Consider the following 18762-nt stretch of genomic DNA (forward strand, 5'->3'; position numbering starts at 1 on the left):
ATGAAATTATTAATCGAAATAGGTATTGAAGAATTACCTGCTATACCTTTGCTTAAAGAACTACCAAATATCACAAAAAAATGGCAAAATATATTGGATAATTATCATTTAAATTCTAATTTTAATTTTTTTTATACTCCTAGAAGATTGGTTTTTATTCATGAAAATTTCAAAGCAAAACAAGAAGATTCTTTTGTAGAATTAATCGGTGCTCCAAAAAATATAGCCTATAAAGATGGAAAATTAACACAAGCTGGGATGAGTTTTTTAGAAAAATCAGGTTTGAGTGAGAGTGAAATTAGTTTTAAAGAGATCAAAGGTAAAGAAGTTTTGTATTGTCAAAAACAAGTGCAGGGTTTAGAAAGTAAAGAAGTTTTACCTAAAATGATAGACGAGTTTTTAAAAAGTTTAAATTTTGGTAAAACTATGAGATGGGGTAAAGGTGAGTTTGAATTTATTAGAGCTATTAGATCTTTATCTTGTGTGCTAGATGATAAATTGGTTGAATTTGAAAGTTATGGTGTCAAAAGTGCTATGAGTACTTTTGTTCATAGAAGTATAAGCTATGATTTGGTTGATTTTGAAAGTATTGATGAGTATTTTAAAATTTTAGAAAAAAATTGTGTTGTATTAGATCAAAATTTAAGAAGAAAAATCATCATAGAGCAACTTAAAGAACTTGAAAATAAAAATGATATTATAATTTCAGAAGATGATGAATTATTAGCTGAAGTCGTTGCTATCACAGAATTTCCTAAAGCTTTACTTGGAAATTTTGAAAAGCAATATTTAGAAATTCCAAGTGAAGTTATCATCACTTCTATGAGAGAAAATCAACGCTATTTTGCAGTATTTAAAAATGGTGCTTTAAGCAATCATTTTGTTGTAGTTTCTAATGCGGTTTGTGAGAATTATTCTAAGATTATTCGTGGCAATGAAAAAGTTTTAAGAGCAAGATTGAGCGATGCTGAATTTTTTTGGAAAAATGATTTAGAGCAAGGTTTGAATAATGAAAAAATTAGCAAAATGATTTATCTTGAAGGCCTTGGAACTTTAAAAGATAAAGTTGAAAGAGAAAAGCAAATAGCACAAAAGCTATGTGAGGTATTTTCAAATTCTAATAAAGAGCAAATTTTACAAGCCATTGAGTATTCTAAAGCAGATCTTAGCACGCAAATGGTGTATGAATTTACAAATCTTCAAGGAGTAATGGGTTCATATTATGCAAAGGCTATGGGTATGAGCGATGAGGTGGCTTTGGCTATAAAAGAGCAATATCTTCCAAATGGAGATGATTCTGATTTACCAAGCAATGAAATCTCATCTATAGTAGCATTAGCTAATAAATTTGACACTTTAATGGGGCTTTTTGCTATGGGTAAAATTCCAAGTGGGACTAAAGATCCTTATGCGTTAAGAAGAGCCGCAAATGGAGTGTTAAAGATTATTTTGAATTTGAAAAAAGAATTTAATATAAAAGATTTTTTAAATCATATTGCACAAGGATATAAACAATTTGATTTAAACATTTTACTTGATTTTATCTTAGAGCGTTTATATACATTTTATGATGTAAATGCTTCATTTATCAAAGCTGTTTTAAATTCTAAAAATTATGATATTGTGCATATTGATTCATCTATAAAAGCTTTGATGGAAATTGTTAATGATGGTAAATTTGAGCAAAATTTTACAACTTTCAAGCGTCTTGCAAATATTGCTGTTAAAAATGATGTTAAAGTTGATGCAACTCTTTTTAATACCCAAGAAGAGCAAAACCTTTACAATGCGTTTGTAAAATGCAAAGAATATAAAGATGACATTAGTGTTTATTTGAAAAATCTTTTTGCATTAAAACCACAAATTGATTTATTTTTTGATAATGTCATGATTAACGATCAAAATGAACTTATTAAAAATAATCGCCAAGCTTTGGTGTATGAAATTTACAAAGAATTTTTACAAATTGCTGATATAAAAGAAATTAGCCTATGAAAAAGATTTGTATTTTATTATTTTTGTTTTTAACCCTTAGTGCAAAGGAAGTACAAATTACTAATGGACAAGTAATTTTTTTAGAATTTGATAAAAACAATTTCGCACAAGCTATTGGGCAAGATAAGAATTTACCATATTTTATTTATAAAGATAAAATCATATTAACACTTGCTATGCCTTATAAAAATCCAAAAGATAGAGAATTGTTGATTAAATTTAAAAATAATACCGAAGAAAAATTTTTTATCAAAGTTATCGATGGAGCTTATGAAAAAGAAACTTTAAAGGTTGAAACTTCAAAAGTTAATCCACCAAAAGATGTATTAAATCGTATTAAAAAAGAATACGATATAGCAATGAAAATTTATAATACTTATACCAACGAGCAATTGTTTGAAGGAAAATTTATTTATCCTTTAGATACTAAAATCACAAGTGATTTTGGAAAAGCAAGAGTGTTTAATGATATGCTAAAAAGTTACCATAGCGGCACTGATTTTAGAGCAAATACTGGCACTAAAATTCAAGCAAGCAATGATGGTATCGTAAGGATTGCATCTAATAGATATTATGCTGGTAATTCTGTGGTAATTGACCATGGATATGGAATTTATTCGCAGTATTATCATTTATCTAAGCTTTTTGTAAAAGAAGGTCAAAGGGTTAAAAAATCTGACATTATTGGACTTAGTGGTGCTAGCGGAAGGGTCACTGGACCACATTTGCATTTTGGTATTTTAGTAAATGGTGCGCAAGTTGATCCTTTGGATTTTATCGATAAATTTAATAAACTTTAATGATTGCTTTTAGTCAATTTTTTAAAGATTGGAGTCAAAGATATTATTCTCAAGCTGTTAAAGTAGGTAAAGAAGGAGATTTTTACACAGCTGTGAGTGTGGGGAATTTGTTTGGCGTTTTACTAGCTAATCATTTTTTAAAACTTCTTGATAGTAAAAAAATATCCCTACCTATTGATATTATAGAAATTGGGGCTAATGAGGGACATTTAATGCTTGATTTTATACAGGCTTTATATACTTTAAGAGCTAAGGTATTAGAAAAAATTGAATGTCATATTATAGAGCCTCATAAAAATTTACAAGATGTGCAAAAAGCTTTATTTGCAAATTATGATTTAGATATTAAAATACATAATTCTTTAAAAGAATGTTATTTTGAAAATGCTTTTTTTTATGCTAATGAGCTTTTAGATTGTTTTGCCTGTGAGCTTATTAAAGATGATCAAATGGCTTATATTGATGAAAAATATCAAATTTGTTTTAAAAAAGCTGATGAAGATATTTTAAACAAATGTCGCAAATATAATATAATTAATTCTGAATTTTGTATAGAATATCATTCTTTTTTGAAAGATTTAAAAAATAGTTGCAAACAAATGATGTTTTTGTGTTTTGACTATGCTAAAAAAGAAGAAAAAATAAGCACAAGAATTTATAAAAATCATCAAGTGTGTAATATTTTAGAAGTAAAATTACAAGAATATTTTGGGAAAAGCGATATTACTTATAATGTAAATTTTGACCATTTTATACAAATTTTGCAAGAAGAAAATTTCACTATTTTAGAGTTTAAAAACCAAAACCAAGCTTTACTTGATTTTGGCTTAGAAGAGATTTTAAATTTAACAAAAGAAAAAGATGAGAAAACTTATAAAAATTTTCTCAAACAAAGTCAAAATTTGATTTTTAACTTCGGCGATAAATTTAAATTTTTAGAATTTAAGCTTTAAAGTCGCTACTAACTATATCTAAACCAAATCCTTTTAAGCCTATAAATTCTTTATCATTATTTTGGCTTAGTAATTTGATTTTTGAAATATTTAAAAATCTTAAAATTTGAGCACCAATTCCATAGTTTTTAAACTGCAATCCTTCTTTTTTTTCATTATTCATAAAGATGATAATACCACCTTCTTTATTTAAAAATTCAATTTGCTTTAAAAGTTCATTAAATTTATTAGAAGTTAAAAGTTCAAAATCACTACCGCTAAGATAGAATTTAACATTTTCACATGGTTTAGGTTTACCAAATGTAAAAACAATATGTTCATTTAAATTATGATCTTTAAAAACCATCTTTGTGGCTTTAAATCCTGCTAAAGAACTTTTTTCTTCTTGTATAAGCTCAATTAAACTTTCGTTTTTTAAACGATATTCGATTAAATCAGAAATTGTAATCATATTTATTTGGTGTTTTTTGCAAAATTCTTCTAAATCTGATCTTCTAGCCATATCTCCATTATCTTTTACTATTTCACAAATCACACATGCTTCTTTTAAACCAGCCAAACGACATAAATCCACCGTGCCTTCAGTGTGACCAGTTCTTTCTAAAACTCCACCTTTTTTAGCGATTAAAGGGTTAATATGTCCAGGTCTAACAAAATCTTGAGCACTTGCATTTTCATCTGCAAAAATTTTTACAGTCATATTTCTTTCTAGAGCACTCACCCCAGTTGTAGCATTTTTAGCATCAACTGTGATTGTAAAAGCAGTTTCATGATTTGATGTGTTATTAGGCACCATCAAAGGCAAATTAAATTTATTTGCAAGTTCTTCGCTCAATGCAACACAAACTACACCTTTTGCGTGAGTAATGGTAAAATTTATTTTTTCTTGCGTGCTAAATTGTGCAGGAAATATCAAATCTCCTTCATTTTCTCTATCTTCTGCATCTACCATTACAAGCATTTTTCCTTCTTGTATTTCTTTTATAGCTTGTTGAATACTTATAAAACTCATAATTTTTAATTCCTTGATAAATTTTTACAAAATTATATCATTATTTCCTTGACAAAGAATGTAAAAAACTATATAATTTCAACTCATTTTTCATTATTGGGGTATCGCCAAGCGGTAAGGCAACAGGTTTTGGTCCTGTCATTCAGGGGTTCGAATCCCTTTACCCCATCCACAAATTATCTTAAAAATATGTGCCGCGAAGTAGAGCAGTGGTTAGCTCGTCGGGCTCATAACCCGAAGGTCGGGAGTTCAAATCTCCCCTTCGCAACCATATTAAATTTACTCTTTTTTAAATATGTATTTTACGATATTCTTTCAAGCTTGAAAAATTTACTATTTTTAAATTGCTTTTTTATGTATTCTTAAAAAATATATTTTTTTGATTGCTTCTTGTTTTTTTATTTTCATAAAATATTTTTTTAACTTTCCATATTTGTTCCAATATTTTCTATATGAATTATTCTTGGATATATTATATACACACCACAACCTCTTGCAAAAAACAAATTTTTATTTTTAAAATAAATTTATACCATTTTCTACCTCCCCATCCCCCTTTCTTTTTCTTTCTCTCTCAATCCCTTCCACCATTTCCACTTTCTTTTAAATTACTTATTAAAACTAAAGCTGCGAAAATCCACTTAAAATTTCTAAAATACTATTTTTCAAATCAAACCCTTTTAATGTTTTTATTTTTTTAATTTATATCCTCCATATCTTTTCCTCTAACCTAATAAAACTTTAAGCTTATATAGATATAATTTCATTTCCTTTTTTTAAAAAAAGGTAGTTAAAAATTAAGATATTTCAATCTCTAATTTTTAAATTGTTCTTTAAATTATTAATATTGTTAATCAAATCTTATAGTCAATCTTTGAAATCTAAATAAGTGATCGATTGAGCCAGAGATTTATATTATTTTATAATGTAAATCTATCATACGAATAATTCAAAGATTATTTTATTAATCTTTAAAATACTTTTTCTTTGAAGAAAAAGATTAAACTATCTATAATTTTTATGGAGAGTTTGATCCTGGCTCAGAGTGAACGCTGGCGGCGTGCCTAATACATGCAAGTCGAACGATGAAGCAACTAGCTTGCTAGTTGTGGATTAGTGGCGCACGGGTGAGTAAGGTATAGTTAATCTGCCCTACACAAGAGGACAACAGTTGGAAACGACTGCTAATACTCTATACTCCTATTTAACACAAGTTGAATAGGGAAAGTTTTTCGGTGTAGGATGAGACTATATAGTATCAGCTAGTTGGTGAGGTAATGGCTCACCAAGGCTATGACGCTTAACTGGTCTGAGAGGATGATCAGTCACACTGGAACTGAGACACGGTCCAGACTCCTACGGGAGGCAGCAGTAGGGAATATTGCGCAATGGGGGAAACCCTGACGCAGCAACGCCGCGTGGAGGATGACACTTTTCGGAGCGTAAACTCCTTTTCTTAGGGAAGAATTCTGACGGTACCTAAGGAATAAGCACCGGCTAACTCCGTGCCAGCAGCCGCGGTAATACGGAGGGTGCAAGCGTTACTCGGAATCACTGGGCGTAAAGGGCGCGTAGGCGGATTATCAAGTCTCTTGTGAAATCCAACGGCTTAACCGTTGAACTGCTTGGGAAACTGGTAATCTAGAGTGGGGGAGAGGCAGATGGAATTGGTGGTGTAGGGGTAAAATCCGTAGATATCACCAAGAATACCCATTGCGAAGGCGATCTGCTGGAACTTAACTGACGCTAAGGCGCGAAAGCGTGGGGAGCAAACAGGATTAGATACCCTGGTAGTCCACGCCCTAAACGATGTATGCTAGTTGTTGGGGTGCTAGTCATCTCAGTAATGCAGCTAACGCATTAAGCATACCGCCTGGGGAGTACGGTCGCAAGATTAAAACTCAAAGGAATAGACGGGGACCCGCACAAGCGGTGGAGCATGTGGTTTAATTCGAAGATACGCGAAGAACCTTACCTGGGCTTGATATCCTAAGAACCTTATAGAGATATGAGGGTGCTAGCTTGCTAGAACTTAGAGACAGGTGCTGCACGGCTGTCGTCAGCTCGTGTCGTGAGATGTTGGGTTAAGTCCCGCAACGAGCGCAACCCACGTATTTAGTTGCTAACGGTTTGGCCGAGCACTCTAAATAGACTGCCTTCGTAAGGAGGAGGAAGGTGTGGACGACGTCAAGTCATCATGGCCCTTATGCCCAGGGCGACACACGTGCTACAATGGCATATACAATGAGACGCAATACCGCGAGGTGGAGCAAATCTATAAAATATGTCCCAGTTCGGATTGTTCTCTGCAACTCGAGAGCATGAAGCCGGAATCGCTAGTAATCGTAGATCAGCCATGCTACGGTGAATACGTTCCCGGGTCTTGTACTCACCGCCCGTCACACCATGGGAGTTGATTTCACTCGAAGCCGGAATACTAAACTAGTTACCGTCCACAGTGGAATCAGCGACTGGGGTGAAGTCGTAACAAGGTAACCGTAGGAGAACCTGCGGTTGGATCACCTCCTTTCTAGAGTACAAACTGATAAGTCTCACAACTATCAGTTCATATAAACTCAATCATCCTTGTTTAGATTTCAAAGATTGATGAAAAGCTAATTTTGGGGAATTAGCTCAGCTGGGAGAGCGCCTGCTTTGCACGCAGGAGGTCAGCGGTTCGATCCCGCTATTCTCCACCATTTATTAAGGGCCTATAGCTCAGCTGGTTAGAGTGCACCCCTGATAAGGGTGAGGTCACAAGTTCAAGTCTTGTTAGGCCCACCATAAAAAAGATTTGTTTATCAATTAATTAAAAGTTTTAAAACTTAAAGTAAGTATATGAGTAATTATATTTACTTTAGGTTTTAAGACCTAAGCTAAATAAAATATTTGAATAAAATACTTTTATTTAATGTTATTTGAATTATCATTGTTAAGAGTCACAAGCAAGTTTTAATAAAAACAATTTTACAGGACTTGTTAAAGAATAAAATTATTATTATCTTTGCTTTAATCTTGAAAGATTAAAGATAAGTTTTAAACTCACAGCTTATTAGCTATATTTAGTTATTAAGTGTTTAAATGCTTTCCGTCTTAAGATAGTAAGGTTTTATTATAAAAACTTTAACAAGGAAGTGATGCGTTTTAGAATAAAAGGTAAAAAAGGTAAGCTATTAAGAGCGAATGGTGGATGCCTTGGCTGGTAAAGGCGATGAAGGACGTACTAGACTGCGATAAGCTACGGGGAGCTGTCAAGAAGCTTTGATCCGTAGATTTCCGAATGGGGCAACCCAGTATATAGAGATATATACTACCATAATGGAGCGAACGTAGGGAATTGAAACATCTTAGTACCTACAGGAAAAGAAATCAATAGAGATTGCGTCAGTAGCGGCGAGCGAAAGCGCAAGAGGGCAAACCCAGTGCTTGCACTGGGGGTTGTAGGACTGCAATGTGCAATAGGTGAGGTTAGTAGAACACTCTGGAAAGTGTAGCCATAGAGGGTGATAGTCCCGTATACGAAAACCAAACCTTAGCTAGCAGTATCCTGAGTAGGGCGGGACACGAGGAATCCTGTCTGAAGCTGGGTCGACCACGATCCAACCCTAAATACTAATACCAGACCGATAGTGCACAAGTACCGTGAGGGAAAGGTGAAAAGAACTGAGGTGATCAGAGTGAAATAGAACCTGAAACCATTTGCTTACAATCATTCAGAGCACTATGTAGCAATACAGTGTGATGGACTGCCTTTTGCATAATGAGCCTGCGAGTTGTGGTGTCTGGCAAGGTTAAGCACACGCGAAGCCGTAGCGAAAGCGAGTCTGAATAGGGCGATTAAGTCAGATGCTGCAGACCCGAAACGAAGTGATCTATCCATGAGCAAGTTGAAGCTAGTGTAAGAACTAGTGGAGGACTGAACCGATAGGCGTTGAAAAGCCCCCGGATGACTTGTGGATAGGGGTGAAAGGCCAATCAAACTTCGTGATAGCTGGTTCTCTCCGAAATATATTTAGGTATAGCGTTGTGTCGTAACTAAAGGGGGTAGAGCACTGAATGGGCTAGGGCATACACCAATGTACCAAACCCTATCAAACTCCGAATACCTTTAGTGTAATCACAGCAGTCAGGCGGCGAGTGATAAAATCCGTCGTCAAGAGGGAAACAACCCAGACTACCAGCTAAGGTCCCTAAATCTTACTTAAGTGGAAAACGATGTGAAGTTACTTAAACAACCAGGAGGTTGGCTTAGAAGCAGCCATCCTTTAAAGAAAGCGTAATAGCTCACTGGTCTAGTGATTTTGCGCGGAAAATATAACGGGGCTAAAGTAAGTACCGAAGCTGTAGACTTGACTTTGTCAAGTGGTAGGAGAGCGTTCTATTTGCGTCGAAGGTATACCGGTAAGGAGTGCTGGAGCGAATAGAAGTGAGCATGCAGGCATGAGTAGCGATAATTAATGTGAGAATCATTAACGCCGTAAACCCAAGGTTTCCTACGCGATGCTCGTCATCGTAGGGTTAGTCGGGTCCTAAGCCGAGTCCGAAAGGGGTAGGCGATGGCAAATTGGTTAATATTCCAATACCAACATTAGTGTGCGATGGAAGGACGCTTAGGGCTAAGCATTGCTAGCGGATGGAAGTGCTAGTTGAAAGTCGTAGGAGCTTATATAGGCAAATCCGTATAAGAATACTCCGAGAACCTATAAGCTTTTTGAAGTCTTCGGATGGATAAGAGTAATGCTGATGCCGTCGAGCCAAGAAAAGTTTCTAAGTTTAGCTAATGTTGCCCGTACCGTAAACCGACACAGGTGGGTGGGATGAGTATTCTAAGGCGCGTGGAAGAACTCTCTTTAAGGAACTCTGCAAAATAGCACCGTATCTTCGGTATAAGGTGTGGTTCGCTTTGTATTAGGATTTACTCCGAAAGCAAAGAAACTTACAACAAAGAGTCCCTCCCGACTGTTTACCAAAAACACAGCACTCTGCTAACTCGTAAGAGGATGTATAGGGTGTGACGCCTGCCCGGTGCTCGAAGGTTAATTGATGGGGTTAGCATTAGCGAAGCTCTTGATCGAAGCCCGAGTAAACGGCGGCCGTAACTATAACGGTCCTAAGGTAGCGAAATTCCTTGTCGGTTAAATACCGACCTGCATGAATGGCGTAACGAGATGGGAGCTGTCTCAAAGAGGGATCCAGTGAAATTGTAGTGGAGGTGAAAATTCCTCCTACCCGCGGCAAGACGGAAAGACCCCGTGGACCTTTACTACAGCTTGACACTGCTATTTGGATAAGAATGTGCAGGATAGGTGGGAGGCTTTGAGTATATGACGCCAGTTGTATATGAGCCGTTGTTGAGATACCACTCTTTCTTATTTGGGTAGCTAACCAGCTTGAGTTATCCTCAAGTGGGACAATGTCTGGTGGGTAGTTTGACTGGGGCGGTCGCCTCCCAAATAATAACGGAGGCTTACAAAGGTTGGCTCAGAACGGTTGGAAATCGTTCGTAGAGTATAAAGGTATAAGCCAGCTTAACTGCAAGACATACAAGTCAAGCAGGGACGAAAGTCGGTCTTAGTGATCCGGTGGTTCTGTGTGGAAGGGCCATCGCTCAAAGGATAAAAGGTACCCCGGGGATAACAGGCTGATCTCCCCCAAGAGCTCACATCGACGGGGAGGTTTGGCACCTCGATGTCGGCTCATCGCATCCTGGGGCTGGAGCAGGTCCCAAGGGTATGGCTGTTCGCCATTTAAAGCGGTACGCGAGCTGGGTTCAGAACGTCGTGAGACAGTTCGGTCCCTATCTGCCGTGGGCGTAAGAAGATTGAAGAGATTTGACCCTAGTACGAGAGGACCGGGTTGAACAAACCACTGGTGTAGCTGTTGTTCTGCCAAGAGCATCGCAGCGTAGCTAAGTTTGGAACGGATAAACGCTGAAAGCATCTAAGCGTGAAGCCAACTCTAAGATGAATCTTCTCTAAGCTCTCTAGAAGACTACTAGTTTGATAGGCTGGGTGTGTAATGGATGAAAGTCCTTTAGCTGACCAGTACTAATAGAGCGTTTGGCTTATCTTATTTAAGCATCACTTCCTTGTTAAGGTTTTTCATAATAAATCTTAATAAGAGTTTTTATAAAACTTGCTCTTAACATTGTTTTTTAAGTATTCTTATAAAGAATATTTAAATAACAATGTCCGTGATTATACAGATGTGGAGACGCCTTGATCCATCCCGAACCAAGAAGCTAAGCACATCGTGGGTGATGATACTACGCCTTACTGGCAGGGGGAAAGTAGCTCATTGCGGACTTGTTAATTACTTATTTTTATTCTTCTATTTGTATTAATTCTTTATAGTTTAATTTATTTACTAGCTTTTATTTTTATCAATTCTTTATTATTTATTTATATTTTTTATTTGTTGGATTTTTTATAAATAATTTAAATGTTTTTAGGGTTTTAGGGATTAATTATCGTTGATATTTTATTCTTTCTTAATGTTTATATCTTTTTTTATTTTTAGTTTTTTTAGTTTTTTTAGTTTTTTTAGTTTTTTTAGTTTTTTTAGTTTTTTTAGTTTTTTTAGTTTTTTTAGTTTTTTTAGTTTTTTTAGTTTTTTTAGTTTTTTTAGTTTTTTTAGTTTTTACTTAGGTTAAATTATTGATTAAGATTAGTTTGTGTTAATTATATTTATAAGTATTGGTAATTATATTTAGTTTGTTTGTATTTGTTGATTGTAGTTTGGATTTTAGTTTATTTATTGGATTAGGATTTGTTTTTAATATACAAATTTATTAATATATTTATTTATGAATTAATTTTAGTTTTTTTATTTGTTTTTAGTTTTTAATCCTTTAAATGTTTTTATGGGTTTATAATTAAATTAGTTATTAAGTGAGTTTGAGTGATTGAGTGATTGAGTGATTGAGTGATTGAGTGATTGAGTGATTGAGTGATTGAGTGATTGAGTGATTGAGTGATTGAGTGATTGAGTGATTGAGTGATTGAGTGATTGAGTGATTGAGTGATTGAGTGATTGAGTGATTGAGTGATTGAGTGAGTTTGGCGGGCGAAAAATAAAAAAGCTTATAGATTATGAATTTAGTTTTTTATTAGGATGTATGGTTTTTGTATAGAGATGATAAAGATTATAATTAAGGTATTTTTTGGAGGGGTTATTTTATTTTATTTAAAGATTTTTAGTTTTTTAGGTTGGGTTTTTGAAAAAAAAGGAGGTTAAGTTTGATAAATTGATTGATACTGGTTAGTTTAATTACAACAAGCATATAAAGATATTAATAAAATATTAAATTATAAAAAAATATAGTTTTTATATAAAAGCAAATTTTAGTAAAATACAAATTATTTTTTTATAATATGATGTAAGATTATTGATGATTTTTTAATATGAAAAAAGTTAGAAAATAATATTTATTATAATAAATTGTGTTTTTAAATTTGTAAGATAACTTTTAAGTGATGATTATAAAAGTGTAAGGTTATGTAAGTTTGTGGGATAAAATTTTTTTAGCGTAATTTGAAAATTTATTATTTAATATATTTGGATTAGTATATTTAATTGTATTAGATAACTTTTTGATTATTAGTTTTTATGAGAGTTTGTGAAAAACAAGAATTATATATGATTAGATTGATTTTAAATTTTTGTGATTAATATTTGTAGCTTGTATGTTAAATTGTAATAAGTAATATTTTATAAAGTGTTGCTTGTATTTGGATAATTATATAAAGATATTGGTATAAATTAAAACATAAAGATAATTTGAAGTAAAATTAATATTTAGTTAAATTAAAAATTGGAAGATTATATTTTTTTATATTAAGAGTTGTTATTGTGTTTGTAGTGATTAGAAAGTTTCTATAAGAGTTTGACTAGTTTAGGTAAAATTATATAATTTATAAAATGAGTAGAGAAGTTAATGGTTTGTTGTTGAGGGTTGTAAAATAAGAAAATTTAGATTTTGTGATATGGATTAGAAAAAACTAATTTTAAACAAGTAAAAGAAGTATCTAAAAATTCTTTAAAATATATAGAAGAAATATATTATAATAAATAAACAGGAAAATATGATAAAAAAGTAGTTGAAAGTAATGAAAAATATAAAGAAAAATTAAAAGAGCAGGTTAAAGAAAAGATGTAAAATAATATAAAAATAAAATTTCGCATATAAGTATTTAACTTAGCCCTAAACAATTGATTGCCCAAGATCAATTTGAAATTAAACAAAAACTACTTTAAAAACTTCAGATGTTTTTCTGTAATTTTACTTAAAAGGAATTAGATGAAAAAAATTATTAGCGCTTTAGCTATAGGAGCTTTAACTTTATTTGCTAACGATAAGGTTGTAGATGTTTATGAAAGTCCAACATGTGGATGTTGTGATCTTTGGGCTGATTATATGAAAACAAAAGGATATGAGGTTAGAGTTCATAAAACTGAAGATTTTTTAAAAATCAAAGAAGAATATAAAATCAAAGATATATATCAAAGTTGTCACACAGGTATTATAGATGGATATGCTATTGAAGGTCATGTTCCAGAAGATGCTGTAGCTTGGCTTTTAGAAAATAAACCTAAAGATGTTATAGGAATTTCAGCTCCTGGTATGCCTCAAGGAAGTCCTGGTATGGAGCAAGGATATGAAGAAAAATACCCTGTGATTGTGATGTTAAAAAATGGTGATTATAAAATTTATGGAATTTATAAAGGTCATCAATTATTAGAGAAAAACTAAGCATATTTATGCTTAGTTGATTTTATATATGATTGGAATTTGTATATGAAATGTTTTTTCATATTTAGGGAAATTTTTTGAAGCTGATTGTATAGTTTGTAATGCGCTTTTGTTTAATATTTCATATTTTGATGCTTTGATGATTTTTAAATTTTGTAATACTTGATCTTTCGTCCAAGTAAATTCTAAAAGTATTTCTCCACTCATACGCATTTTTTGAGCCTGTCTTGGATAAACCAAAGCTTTGTCGATAGCAAATTTTATTTCTTTTAAAAGTTCATCATTTAAAGGCGAATTTAAATTTTCTTCTTGATGGGAATTTAAATTATTTTCTAATGGTGTATTAGAATTTGCTTGCGATGGTAAAAGTGGTTTTGGATTTGATTTTGTTTTAGTGATTGGATTTTTTTGGATAGTTTTTTGAGTTTTTTCTTGTTTTGGAATTGGTTTAGTGATATTTTCTTGTTGTTTATTTTCCAATGATGGTATTTGTTGTAAAAATTGTTCAAATTGTAAGTTAAATGTATGATTTTCTTGTGTATTTTGTTTAACTAGTAAAAAAATTTTAGAATAAATAAAAATAAATATCAAAGGAGTAAAAAATATTAAAGTGATAATAAAAGATTGAAATTTATGATGGTTAAAAATATTCTTCATATTTATTTCTCTGTGATAATTTTAAAATTTTCATGATTTTTAGATTTTAAAATTTCAATAATATGGATAAAATTTTCAAATTTTGCATCTTTATCACTTTTTAGCTCTATTGTAGTATCAAGATCTATAGAATTGATTTTAGCGGCAAGTTCTGTTAGAGTGATGACTTGTTTATCAAGATAAAAAATATTATTTTTATCAATTGAAATGGTGATTTTATGCTTATTTTCACTGAGATTGTTTGAGCTTTGGCTTTGTGGGAGATTGATTTTGATTTCACCATGTGCTATAAAAGTAGAGATGCTTAAAACTATAGCTAGTAAAACTAGCATAACATCTATAAAAGGTATGATGTTTAATCCTTCATTTTTTGGTAGTTTAAGCATTTTCTTCCTTGAATACTTTATAAGAATTGCTTAGGATTGAAATTTTTCTAAGTAAAGCATTGTAGGCTATTAGTGATGGTATAGCTACTAAAATTCCTAAAGCCGTTGCTTTTAGCGCTAAGGATAATCCAATTACAATTGATTTTACATCTATTTCTCCGCTTAAACCCATATCATAAAATGTTATCATTATACCCACTACTGTACCTAAAAGTCCTACATATGGGGCATTTGTATAGATTATATACAAAGAAGTGAGATTTTCACTTATTGCATCATCAAAACTTTCTTGATTTTTGTATTCTCTAAGTTGTATTTTTTTAAAAAACAAAATTCTTTCAATCACACACCATAAAGCAATAAAAGCCATTACACCTAAAACTATAAAAATAATCAAATCAATATAGTTTTTTAAAAATTCCATTATTTTCCTTTTTTTGATAATTTCTGAAAAATTATGATAGCGAAATTTAAATTATTTTACAATAACAATTATCATAATTGATAATAAAATTTATATTAAATTAATAATTGTTATCATAATATTCCAATTTTATTAATATTACAAAGAAAGGAAATGATGAAAAAATATATTATGTCAGCTTGTGTTGTTAGTTTTTTAACTTCAAATTCTTTAGCAGAAAGTGTTTTGCTAGATAGTTCTATCGTTAGTGCTTCAGGATTTACTCAAGATATCAAAGAAGCTCCTGCTAGTATTAGTGTGATTGGCAAAAAAGAATTAGAAAGTAAACCTTATAGAGATGTAGCAGAAGCTATTTCTGATATTCCTGGTGTGGATTTGTATGCTAGTAAAGGAAAAACTGGTTCATACAATATCACCATGAGAGGAATCACAGGATATACTTTAGTATTGATAGATGGCCGTCGTCAGGGAATTGGCGGTGAAATTGGTCCTAATGGTTTTAATGAAATCGCAAATTCTTTTTTGCCTCCTATTTCAAGTATAGAAAGGATAGAAATTATCAAAGGTCCCATGAGTACTTTGTATGGGTCTGAAGCTTTAGGTGGAGTTGTAAATATCATTACTAAAAAAATAAGTGATAAATGGGAAAGTTCGGTAAGTTTTGATGGAATTTTTAATGAACATAAGCAATGGGGAAATACTTATGGAACAAGTATATATTCTAGTGGCCCATTAATGGATAATCGTTTAGGGTTAACACTTAGATTTAGAGAAATTTATAGAAAACAATCTAATGTTGAATTTAGTAATGGAAGTGGCCAAAGAGTTCAAGGAGATCAAGCTCAAAGCCCTACAAAATCAAATAATTTTAATATAGGCAGTAGGGTTAATTATCTAATTGATGATTATAATACTTTAATATTTGATATAGATTTTTCAAGAAATCATTATGATAATAAAAAAGGCCAACTAGGAACCATTACTAAGCCAGCTGATAAAAATGGACTAACGGGTGGTTATGCTAAAACCATGCAACTAGATAAATTAGTGACATATTTAAGCCATGAAGGAGTTTATGATAATTTTTCTATCACTTCTACTTTACAATATAATAGAGTAAGTAATAATGGAAGAGAAGTTGTAGGTCAATCAACTCAACCATTTTTGGGACAAAATAGGGACATTGTAGCTGAAGATATTATTTTAGATACAAGATCAGTTATACCTTTGGGTCAAAGTCATATTTTAAGCGTAGGTAGTGAATACAGACTTGAAAAAATGCAAGATAAAATAGCCAATCCGACTAATTTTGATCAATACTTATTAGCCTTTTATGCTGAAGATGAATATAGTATCAAAGAAAATTTAAGATTAACTTTTGGAGCAAGATATAATCATCATGAAATCTTTGGAAACAATATTTCTCCAAGAGCTTATTTGGTTTATAATCCTACTAGCGAGCTTACTTTAAAGGGTGGAATTTCAACAGGTTTTAGAACCCCTTATGCAAATAGACTTATAGCTGGAACATACAATTATAGCGGCCAAGGAAAATATCCTATCTATGGAAATCCAAATTTAAAAGAAGAAACTTCTTTAAATTATGAATTAGCTGCTATATATAGTAATGATTTATTTTATATTTCAACAACAGGATTTATAACCAATTTTAAAGATAAAATTTCTACTCAAAGATTTGATAGTAAAACAACAATTCCTAATATAGGACAGTGTAGTGCAGATCGTTGTTATCAAGCCATAAATCATGGTAAGGTTGAATATAAAGGAGTAGAAATTGGAGCTGGGATTACTCCTATAGAGCATTTAAATTTAGATTTTGCTTATACTTATCTTGATAGCAAGGTAAAAGATGCACAAGATAAAGCCGTTATAGGTAAGCCTGAAGTTGATAGTTTAAAGCACAATATCATGCTAAAAGCCGGATATAATATCTTTAACAAATTCACTCCTTGGATTAAAGGTGAATGGCAAATAGATCGTTATATGGGTGATACAAATATCAATAGAGAATATTATAAAGATATATTTTTAGCTTCTATGGGTGTGCGTTATGATATTAATAAAAAATGGAATATCAATGCAGCTGTTTATAATCTTTTTGATAAAAGTTTTACCAATGCATGGGAATCTTATAAAAGCAATGGTAAGGATACTTGGGTCAATACTTATAATCGTATAGAAGAAGGAAGAAGGCTTTATATTTCCATCAATGGTAGTTTTTAATTTTGAATTTGTGGAGAACCAAAGAGTTTATCAAGAGCTTCTTTGGTCTCATTTTTTGGATCATATTTTTTAGCATCTTTTTTAAAATTTTCAAAATGTTCATTTAAATTTGGCACAACCTTGTTTTCTATTTTAGGTGGTGTTTTAAAGACATCTTGTAAATTTTGTGTTTGTAAGTTTTCTATTTTTTGAATTTTAATTTGTGTGTTTTTTCCAAAAAGCTCACTTAGTAGTAATTTAATTAGCTTAAAGCCATTGTTTAAGGTGTTTCTATCTTCATCTTTTGCGTTAGAGTTTATGCTAAATACATCATCTTTAAAAGAAATAAAATTAGTGGTTTTTTTAAAAACTTCTCCAAGATCATAATCTCTTTTGTAAATAGCCTTGAGCAAAAGCTCATAAGGATTAGAATTTTCTTCTTTAGGGGTGGTATTAAGGATGCTTTTTTCTTGGATATTTGTGTGGATGGCTAAATTTGTTTGTTTTGTTTCTTGAGTGTTAATTGCTTCATCTATACTTTTTAAATGAGTTGCTTCAATAAGCATAAAAGCCATCACACAAAGTACAAAACTATCATTATCGCTTGAATTTAACATAGTTTTTGCACGAGAAAGTATCCTAAAAAATCTCTCATAAATTAGCATTGAAAAAAGGTTGTTTTTTGCAAAAAAAGCATTTTTCAAGAAAAATATCATTTCATCAATGACATTATTTGCTTCATAATCTTCAAATTCTTTTAAAAATTCTAAAACCTTATCTTTGTCATTGCTTAAAATTGCTTGGTAAAATTCTTCAATTTTAGCTGGATCTAAAAAACCTAGCATGGTGGTGATTTTTTCAGTTTGTATATGATTTTGACAATACACAATAGCTTGGTCTAATAAGGTTAAAGTATCTCTTAAAGAGCCATTCCCGCTTCTAGCAATCAATCTTAAAGCTTCTTCTTCATAATTTATTTTTTCTTGATCTAAGATCCATTCTAAATGTTTTAAAATTTCATGTTGAGAAATTTGTTTAAATCTAAAATGCTGAGTTCTTGAAAGAACGGTAGCTGGAAGCTTTAAAGGATCTGTTGTTGCAAGTATAAATTTTACATAGCTTGGAGGCTCTTCTAAGGTTTTGAGTAAAGCATTAGCTGCTTGAGGCGTTAGCATATGAACTTCATCGATGATAAAAATTTTAAATCTTGCTAAAGATGGAGCATATTTTACTTGTTCGATAAGCTCTTGTATATCTTCTAAGCTTCTATGGCTTGCTGCATCCATTTCTATGATATCTATATTGCTTCCATTTAAAGAAGAAACACATTGAGAGCATTCTCCGCAAGGATTAGCACTTGGGCCTTTTTCGCATACTAAAGCACGAGAAAAAATTCTAGCACTAGAAGTTTTTCCACTACCTCTAAGCCCAGAAAATAAATAAGCATGTGCCAAACGATTATTTTCAAGAGCATATTTTAAGCTTATAGAAACTGTATTTTGTCCTATGAGTTCATTAAAATTTTTTGGTCTATATTTTATAGCTAGTGCTTGTAGCATT

The 18762-nt window shown here is 31.8% G+C and carries 10 protein-coding genes, 4 tRNA genes and 3 rRNA genes; 12 read left to right on the forward strand and 5 right to left on the reverse strand.

Going from position 1 to position 18762, the window contains the following annotated elements:
* Genes glyS through CVOLT_RS02745 form a run of 3 tightly spaced genes read left to right on the forward strand, consistent with a single transcriptional unit; the run spans position 1 to position 3748 of the window.
* On the forward strand, positions 1-1995 hold the full coding sequence (gene glyS, locus CVOLT_RS02735) for a glycine--tRNA ligase subunit beta (RefSeq protein ID WP_039665332.1): 1995 nt from the start codon (positions 1-3) through the stop codon (positions 1993-1995).
* Positions 1992-2795, forward strand: coding sequence for a peptidoglycan metallopeptidase Pgp3 (gene pgp3, locus CVOLT_RS02740; RefSeq protein WP_039665333.1), 804 nt, complete (start codon positions 1992-1994; stop codon positions 2793-2795). The genes glyS and pgp3 overlap by 4 nt, the downstream gene beginning before the upstream one ends.
* Positions 2795-3748 carry an SAM-dependent methyltransferase gene (locus tag CVOLT_RS02745; RefSeq protein WP_084059205.1) on the forward strand — a complete coding sequence of 318 codons (954 nt, stop codon included), beginning with the start codon at positions 2795-2797 and terminating at the stop codon, positions 3746-3748. Before pgp3 ends, CVOLT_RS02745 begins: the two co-directional genes overlap by 1 nt.
* On the opposite strand, the gene CVOLT_RS02750 is transcribed toward CVOLT_RS02745, so the two are convergent.
* On the reverse strand, positions 3738-4760 hold the full coding sequence (locus CVOLT_RS02750; protein WP_039665334.1) for a bifunctional 3,4-dihydroxy-2-butanone 4-phosphate synthase/GTP cyclohydrolase II: 1023 nt from the start codon (positions 4758-4760) through the stop codon (positions 3738-3740). The genes CVOLT_RS02745 and CVOLT_RS02750 overlap by 11 nt on opposite strands.
* Positions 4761-4857: 97 nt before the next feature.
* Between CVOLT_RS02750 and CVOLT_RS02755 the strand changes: the two genes are divergently transcribed.
* The 8 genes from CVOLT_RS02755 (at position 4858) to CVOLT_RS02795 (ending at position 13512) form a co-directional block, all read left to right on the forward strand.
* Positions 4858-4932: transfer RNA gene (locus CVOLT_RS02755), tRNA-Gln, on the forward strand.
* A gap of 23 nt (positions 4933-4955) precedes the next feature.
* Positions 4956-5031 (forward strand) — tRNA-Met (locus CVOLT_RS02760).
* Between the two features lie 746 nt (positions 5032-5777).
* Positions 5778-7290: ribosomal RNA gene (locus tag CVOLT_RS02765) — 16S ribosomal RNA — on the forward strand.
* A 93-nt stretch (positions 7291-7383) separates the two neighbouring features.
* Positions 7384-7459 (forward strand) — tRNA-Ala (locus CVOLT_RS02770).
* Between the two features lie 8 nt (positions 7460-7467).
* Positions 7468-7544: transfer RNA gene (locus tag CVOLT_RS02775), tRNA-Ile, on the forward strand.
* A gap of 379 nt (positions 7545-7923) precedes the next feature.
* Positions 7924-10832 (forward strand): 23S ribosomal RNA (locus tag CVOLT_RS02780).
* A 117-nt stretch (positions 10833-10949) separates the two neighbouring features.
* Positions 10950-11066: ribosomal RNA gene (gene rrf, locus CVOLT_RS02785) — 5S ribosomal RNA — on the forward strand.
* The 16S, 23S and 5S rRNA genes sit together here with 2 tRNA genes alongside, the layout of an rRNA operon.
* 1993 nt (positions 11067-13059) lie before the next feature.
* Positions 13060-13512, forward strand: coding sequence for a DUF411 domain-containing protein (locus CVOLT_RS02795; protein ID WP_039665336.1), 453 nt, complete (start codon positions 13060-13062; stop codon positions 13510-13512).
* A 12-nt stretch (positions 13513-13524) separates the two neighbouring features.
* On the opposite strand, the gene CVOLT_RS02800 is transcribed toward CVOLT_RS02795, so the two are convergent.
* From CVOLT_RS02800 to exbB, 3 genes are read right to left on the reverse strand one after another with little or no spacing between them, the layout of a single operon-like run.
* Positions 13525-14169 carry an energy transducer TonB gene (locus CVOLT_RS02800; RefSeq protein WP_039665337.1) on the reverse strand — a complete coding sequence of 215 codons (645 nt, stop codon included), beginning with the start codon at positions 14167-14169 and terminating at the stop codon, positions 13525-13527.
* A gap of 2 nt (positions 14170-14171) precedes the next feature.
* On the reverse strand, positions 14172-14555 hold the full coding sequence (exbD, locus tag CVOLT_RS02805) for a TonB system transport protein ExbD (RefSeq protein WP_039665338.1): 384 nt from the start codon (positions 14553-14555) through the stop codon (positions 14172-14174).
* On the reverse strand, positions 14548-14979 hold the full coding sequence (gene exbB, locus CVOLT_RS02810; RefSeq protein ID WP_039665339.1) for a TonB-system energizer ExbB: 432 nt from the start codon (positions 14977-14979) through the stop codon (positions 14548-14550). Before exbB ends, exbD begins: the two co-directional genes overlap by 8 nt.
* Before the next feature lie 156 nt (positions 14980-15135).
* Between exbB and cfrA the strand changes: the two genes are divergently transcribed.
* On the forward strand, positions 15136-17223 hold the full coding sequence (gene cfrA, locus CVOLT_RS02815; RefSeq protein ID WP_039665340.1) for a TonB-dependent ferric enterobactin receptor CfrA: 2088 nt from the start codon (positions 15136-15138) through the stop codon (positions 17221-17223).
* On the opposite strand, the gene CVOLT_RS02820 is transcribed toward cfrA, so the two are convergent.
* Positions 17220-18761 carry a DNA polymerase III subunit gamma/tau gene (locus CVOLT_RS02820; RefSeq protein WP_039665341.1) on the reverse strand — a complete coding sequence of 514 codons (1542 nt, stop codon included), beginning with the start codon at positions 18759-18761 and terminating at the stop codon, positions 17220-17222. The two genes, cfrA and CVOLT_RS02820, sit on opposite strands and share 4 nt — an antisense overlap.
* Position 18762: the final 1 nt, after the last annotated feature.

Source organism: Campylobacter volucris, from assembly GCF_008245045.1.
Classification (GTDB): domain Bacteria; phylum Campylobacterota; class Campylobacteria; order Campylobacterales; family Campylobacteraceae; genus Campylobacter_D; species Campylobacter_D volucris.

Coding starts and splice junctions, on each gene's coding strand:
- glyS (WP_039665332.1), top strand. CDS start 1: ATGAAATTATTAATCGAAATAGGTATTGAAGAATTACCTGCTATACCT.
- pgp3 (WP_039665333.1), top strand. CDS start 1,992: ATGAAAAAGATTTGTATTTTATTATTTTTGTTTTTAACCCTTAGTGCA.
- CVOLT_RS02745 (WP_084059205.1), top strand. CDS start 2,795: ATGATTGCTTTTAGTCAATTTTTTAAAGATTGGAGTCAAAGATATTAT.
- CVOLT_RS02750 (WP_039665334.1), bottom strand. CDS start 4,760: ATGAGTTTTATAAGTATTCAACAAGCTATAAAAGAAATACAAGAAGGA.
- CVOLT_RS02795 (WP_039665336.1), top strand. CDS start 13,060: ATGAAAAAAATTATTAGCGCTTTAGCTATAGGAGCTTTAACTTTATTT.
- CVOLT_RS02800 (WP_039665337.1), bottom strand. CDS start 14,169: ATGAAGAATATTTTTAACCATCATAAATTTCAATCTTTTATTATCACT.
- exbD (WP_039665338.1), bottom strand. CDS start 14,555: ATGCTTAAACTACCAAAAAATGAAGGATTAAACATCATACCTTTTATA.
- exbB (WP_039665339.1), bottom strand. CDS start 14,979: ATGGAATTTTTAAAAAACTATATTGATTTGATTATTTTTATAGTTTTA.
- cfrA (WP_039665340.1), top strand. CDS start 15,136: ATGAAAAAATATATTATGTCAGCTTGTGTTGTTAGTTTTTTAACTTCA.
- CVOLT_RS02820 (WP_039665341.1), bottom strand. CDS start 18,761: ATGCTACAAGCACTAGCTATAAAATATAGACCAAAAAATTTTAATGAA.